A 5,137-nucleotide genomic window follows, 5' to 3' on the forward strand; every position below is an offset into this window, starting at 1 on the left:
CATATATTTCACCAACCTTATCATTTTAAAAAATTATACCATATTTTGCTTAAAATATCTATTCTGCTCGGTCCCTCCAGGAGAGAAGGGAGAGAAGTGCCAGGCACTATACTTATTAACTTATTGGTGCGAGGAAAGGGCACGAAAAATGCGAGGAAATCCCTGGCAGAAAACCGCTGCCAGGGATTTCCAAAAAGTGCCTGGCACTTCACTAAACTGGCACTTCACTAAACTAAAGTGACGGTACTTTTTCTTTTCCGGGTCATCCTTTCGGGTCTGGTGGTTTCAAAGAAAGGCTACCCAGGCGGTGCCAGGTACCGTCTCGCATKAAAGTTGTATACGAGCACAAAAAGTTACAAAAAGTTACCGCCGGACGGAACCAGGCACCGCCCCCGGCAAATTGGGAAAATTGCACCAAAAAAAGCTTGCATTTTACTAAATTAAAGTGCAAGTTCTTTTCTTTTTTGTGGAGTTCGACAGTGAATGGTGCCAGGCACCAAACTTATTAACTTATTGTAAATTATAACACCTCCTGGTATAATTTGGCCGGGAGGTGTTTTTTGGGTAGAGATTTAAGGGTGGAACATCCCGGCACGGGCTTCCTTCCGGAAGGTTTAGAAAAACCGTTGTAGATACTCGGCCGGAGTTAATATGGGAATTCCCTCATATGCCGACAAACTTAATAAATGGTCATCGCCGGAGATAACTACTTCTGCTCCGGCTTCTGCAGCACATTCTAATATGATATTGTCATCCGGGTCATCGGTAATGATATTTAGTTTAAAATCGGGATTAACAATCAGGGTGTTCTCCAACTCCACCAACTGAGACACTAATTTGTAGCGTTCCTGTGGTGTTCCAACACGTGCAAATTTTGGCCTAAGCAAAACGGAAAGATATTCCTCAATTATTTCCGAACTTACGCATACAGTAATCTTGTTTGATACCCATAGATCAATGATACAGGCCGGAGGACTCTGGGTAGAGATTATTCCTGAGATTAACACATTGGTATCTATTACAACCTTCATTAATCTCTACCTCTTTTTGCTTTCCGGTAATCAGCTATTTCTTTGAAAACATCATCTTCGCTTATTTCCGCTTCTGAAGCTTGTTTTCTTGCTTTTTCAAGGGCTAGTTTGAGGGACAATCTTTTATTTTCTTTTTCTGCCTTGGCAAGCCGGATATACTCATCATACCTTAAAAGTACGCTTTTTGGTTCGGAATTCACAGTTATAATAACGGGTTTGTCTAACACTTCTATTATTGATGAGAGTTTAGGGCGAGCTTCATTGATACCAATTATTTTTTCCATAAAGGCAAACCTCCATTAATACATATATGCTTGCCTTTATTATAAATACATTCCTTTGTCTCGTCAATATGGGTGTCAGGCACTAAACTTATTAACTTATTATAGATTATAACACCTCCTGGTATAATTTGGCCGGGAGGTGTTTTTTGGGTAGAGATTTAAGGGTGGAACATCCCGGCACGGTTTATCATGTGATTAATTGTGAAGACATGTTCAAATCTCTATTGTACTATTCTTGTTAGCCCTTGTTTTTAAACAATTCCATGGTTAAGATAGTAAAAATATTTATTGCCATAAATTACTAACTATTACTCGACTGAAAACGATCAATAACATTAACTTATAACATGGGTTAAAATAAAGGTGAAAAACATGAAAGCAATCAGAGACCCTGCACGATAACATTATTCTATTCAATAAGACTAAAGAGAAACTGCTTTTAGATCTGATTGACACTAAAGAATTTCAAAGATTACGCCGAATCAGGCAACTGGGCTTTTCTTCCTATACATGGACCGGGAACTTGACCCCAAATACCTGCTGGACAGAGCAGCCAGGCTTGACATCCTGGCCAGGAAGCCGCAGGGACGGTTCTTGTGGCTGGTGAGTAGACAGTTCGCATGAACTGTTTACCAAGAACCTCATAACCGTAACAATTATTAATCAACTTGCCATGGTAGCAAAGATCCATGGCTGCTCTTTCTTACTGGAAAAACTTTGCAGCTGCCGGGAATATATTTGGGGGGGTAAATAAAGCAAAAATTTAGAAGATCGCTCGCCGGCCTCTGCGGGTCAACCCGGGCCGCTGTACTGATGGCAGCTGCGGAAGCGGGCGGCTGCCCTGAACGATGCTGCGGATTCCTGAAGTTACACTAGTAGGCGGTAGCGTTGATCGCTGCAAGAAGTGGGGTGCTAAGTTACCAGTGGTGTTGTCGGCTGACGGTGGCTGCCGTTTGGCGCAGCTGCGCCCGGAGTTAGCTGGTCAGCGGTTGTTGCCCGGAATAGACCTTACTATTTTAGCTTAGTAACTCAAGGTAAAAACGCCAGATTTCTCTAACGTTTTCTTGCCTGAAGACGATTGAATGTTCTTACATAGGCTTCAAAGTCTTTACGACAGGCTATGGTCCAGATCTCCGCAATAAGTTGTCCATCAACAACCGATTGTTTATATACAATACGAACGTTCGCATTGCATACGTAATGCTTAAAATAATCTGTTAGATCCATACCATACTTATCTTCCAGCCTTTTACCTAGCCTAGGGTTAGCATTAAGCTTTCTAAGGGCATTAAAAGCTTCTTCCAAACAGTCCTCATCAACTTTAGTAACTAGCTTAATCAAGTCGTCTTCAACCTCTTCCATAAAGACGAGGTTCGTGAGTTCTGGTAGCTCAGTAGTAAGGAATTGTAGGAGTTTGTTATTCATTTCATCACCTCAGGAAAATTTTTATAAGGAATCGCGCAAAAAGAAAGAGAAGAATAATCTTCTCTAGATGCGCATTTTATCCACCTCTTTCACTCTTTTTAGTAGCCTCTCAGCCATTTGTGAAGAAGATATAATGGCACCTTTCTTGTCTTGGCGCTTCCGGATTGTTTCAAAGATTTCGTAATGTTCTACAAAATCTAACGCCTCCCTCATAGCTTTATAAGAATCGACGTTTACCATGACAAAGTCCGGTTTGTTGTTTCTCAGAACAACCACATCTTCTTCTTTTAAGCGCGCGGTAACCTCTCCAATTTTCCTTTGTACATCAGTGATTGAAACAAACTGATCAATTTTAAAGGTTGTAGTCATAGAACCAACCCCTCCCCATTCCTTACGCTTGATTATACGTAATATTATACGCAAAGTCAATGAATAATTATACTTAAAAATTAAATTTATAGTAATCAGTATGAGTATATTATTACCATTTCATAAACTACTTTGTTCTAGATCCTGGGACTAACCTCAAATTAAATCTGGCAGGGGAATTGGTCTCTGTGCCAACCATTATTGCCAGTTTTACTGATTTGCACAAAGGTTGGTTTTGTCAACACAAAAGTTGACCACTTGTGATAGAGTAAAAGTTAACCGGCCCCTGATATGCAATGGTAAACTGACAGATAATTCTGCCTACTATAACCCCTAGCATTACTCTTCATTAAGTTGGTGAGATGGGTTTGGCCATTTTTCAAAGTCCATGCTCAGGTAACCCCCAGGTAACCCCTGGCAGGGCAAGCCTACCAGGAATTACCAAAAATGCCTGGCACTTTTTTTCGAAGCCAACGCCCGGACGAGAACTTACCACCGTGGAACTGTTGAACCGGGAGCTGGACCCTAAATACCTGCTGGACAAAGCGGCCCGGCTGGACATACTGGCCAGGACAGCCGCAGGAGCGCTGGTAAATGTGGAGGTACAAATAGCCAATAAATACAACATTGACAAACGTACTTTATTTTACTGGGCGGGACTCTACCACGGGCAGTTAAACAGTGGGCAAGATTTCATCCACCTTAGAAAAACCATCACCATCAACATCCTGGGCTTTGATTGGTTCAAAGGCAAGACAAAGTACCAACACACCTTCCGCATCAGGGAAGACGAGACCGGTGAGTTACTGAACGATGAATTGGAAATTCATTTTTTGGAGTTGGAGAAGTTCATCCGGCTGAAACGCAGGCCGAAGGATGCGCTGGAAGAGTGGCTGCTGTACTTCAATAATATTGCGGGAGAAGAAATGGAGGCGATCGCCATGGGAAACCCCGGCATTCGCAAGGCCATGATCATTGAACAAATATTTTTCAAGAGCCAGCGAGAGCGCCGTCTGTATGAGCTGCGGGAAAAGGCTGCCAGAGACGAAATCTCTATGATTAGCGGAGCAAGGGCTGAGGGAGAGGCAAAAGGGATAGAAAAAGGAAGGGCTGTAGCCCAGGAGGCTATCTGTAAATACCTGGACGCCAGGTTTTCTGAATCATCCTATAAACTGCAAGCAGAAGTAAAGCGTATTGCTGACGTGACAGTTTTGGATAAAATTATTAACAAAATTTATACTGTTAATAGTCTGGATGAAGCGGCAGCTATCATCAGGGAGGCAACCCAAAAGTAACAGCAAAAGTAACAGTGCCAGGCACTAAACTAATTAACTTATTGAAAGTGAAAGTGGTGAAACCCCATGGGTGGAAGTATATAGATGATATTCTCAGAACAAAAGAAGATTAATACGGGACAACATAATATAGTATTTTGCGGATAAAATGCATTGACACTGTATTCAAGGACAGATGATAATAGGAATAGAAATCTGATGGGGGGTGGTATATATGAATCCAACAAGAAGAGAGTTACACAATTTGATTGATGCTTTACCAGACTACAAAGTCAGAACAGTCAAGCAAATCATTGAAATAATCATCCGTGAAAATCCCTGGGAAGAACTTTTAGCCAGCCCTCCGGAAGTTGACGAACCTTTAACAGAGGAAGAAAAAATAGCCATCAATGAAGCAGAACGGGACTTAGCAGCCGGTCTAATAAAGCCCTGGGAACAAGTTAAAAAGGAGCTTGGTCTATGAAATTAATCATAACCAACCAAGCTCAAAAAGATTTAGCTAAACTGGATAAAGCAACCCAAAGACGTGTACAAGTAGCTCTAGCCCGAGTTTACGAATTATTAAATCGTTACTTTACCAATGCTCATAATATTTCAAATGTGAATCCTTGCAATGCTTGATTTTAAAGACATTTTTCATGGGTAGTGCTTGGTATTAGTGGTAAAAATATGTATTACCCTACTGATGATTAACTTTTGCATTGCTTTGGTCGAATAAACAAATAAATTTATG

General features: G+C 41.3%; 8 protein-coding genes. 4 read left to right on the top strand and 4 right to left on the bottom strand.

Annotated features, from left to right (window positions below):
* Positions 1-241: hypothetical protein (locus P378_RS19950; protein WP_207653965.1), on the top strand; the 241-nt coding region annotated here is incomplete at its 5' end.
* A 373-nt stretch (positions 242-614) separates the two neighbouring features.
* Here the strand turns inward: P378_RS19950 and P378_RS01285 are convergent.
* The 4 genes from P378_RS01285 to P378_RS01305 form a co-directional block, all read right to left on the bottom strand.
* On the bottom strand, positions 615-1,031 hold the full coding sequence (locus tag P378_RS01285; protein WP_099082004.1) for a putative toxin-antitoxin system toxin component, PIN family: 417 nt from the start codon (positions 1,029-1,031) through the stop codon (positions 615-617).
* Positions 1,031-1,315 (bottom strand): type II toxin-antitoxin system prevent-host-death family antitoxin, encoded by a 285-nt coding sequence (locus tag P378_RS01290; protein ID WP_099082005.1) that lies wholly within the window; start codon positions 1,313-1,315, stop codon positions 1,031-1,033. The genes P378_RS01285 and P378_RS01290 overlap by 1 nt, the downstream gene beginning before the upstream one ends.
* A gap of 1,053 nt (positions 1,316-2,368) precedes the next feature.
* A complete protein-coding gene (locus tag P378_RS01300; protein ID WP_099082006.1) occupies positions 2,369-2,740 on the bottom strand; it encodes a hypothetical protein in 372 nt (123 codons plus the stop codon).
* A 63-nt stretch (positions 2,741-2,803) separates the two neighbouring features.
* Complete coding sequence (locus P378_RS01305; RefSeq protein ID WP_099082007.1) at positions 2,804-3,109, bottom strand: type II toxin-antitoxin system prevent-host-death family antitoxin; 306 nt, start codon at positions 3,107-3,109, stop codon at positions 2,804-2,806.
* Positions 3,110-3,606: 497 nt separating this feature from the next.
* Here P378_RS01305 and P378_RS01310 point away from each other — a divergent pair, with 497 nt between their 5' ends.
* The 3 genes from P378_RS01310 to P378_RS19230 all read left to right on the top strand — a co-directional run bounded on the left by P378_RS01310 (position 3,607) and on the right by P378_RS19230 (position 5,025).
* Positions 3,607-4,404 carry an Rpn family recombination-promoting nuclease/putative transposase gene (locus tag P378_RS01310; protein WP_238472720.1) on the top strand — a complete coding sequence of 266 codons (798 nt, stop codon included), beginning with the start codon at positions 3,607-3,609 and terminating at the stop codon, positions 4,402-4,404.
* 214 nt (positions 4,405-4,618) lie between these two features.
* On the top strand, positions 4,619-4,867 hold the full coding sequence (locus tag P378_RS01315; RefSeq protein WP_099082009.1) for a hypothetical protein: 249 nt from the start codon (positions 4,619-4,621) through the stop codon (positions 4,865-4,867).
* A complete protein-coding gene (locus P378_RS19230; protein ID WP_180260921.1) occupies positions 4,864-5,025 on the top strand; it encodes a type II toxin-antitoxin system RelE family toxin in 162 nt (53 codons plus the stop codon). The genes P378_RS01315 and P378_RS19230 overlap by 4 nt, the downstream gene beginning before the upstream one ends.
* Positions 5,026-5,137 lie beyond the last annotated feature (112 nt).

Source organism: Desulforamulus profundi (assembly GCF_002607855.1).

Bases quoted from the DNA above. Each gene is read 5' to 3' on its own strand.
- P378_RS01285 (WP_099082004.1), bottom strand. From the start codon at position 1,031: ATGAAGGTTGTAATAGATACCAATGTGTTAATCTCAGGAATAATCTCT.
- P378_RS01300 (WP_099082006.1), bottom strand. From the start codon at position 2,740: ATGAATAACAAACTCCTACAATTCCTTACTACTGAGCTACCAGAACTC.
- P378_RS01315 (WP_099082009.1), top strand. From the start codon at position 4,619: ATGAATCCAACAAGAAGAGAGTTACACAATTTGATTGATGCTTTACCA.
- P378_RS01305 (WP_099082007.1), bottom strand. From the start codon at position 3,109: ATGACTACAACCTTTAAAATTGATCAGTTTGTTTCAATCACTGATGTA.
- P378_RS01290 (WP_099082005.1), bottom strand. From the start codon at position 1,315: ATGGAAAAAATAATTGGTATCAATGAAGCTCGCCCTAAACTCTCATCA.
- P378_RS19230 (WP_180260921.1), top strand. From the start codon at position 4,864: ATGAAATTAATCATAACCAACCAAGCTCAAAAAGATTTAGCTAAACTG.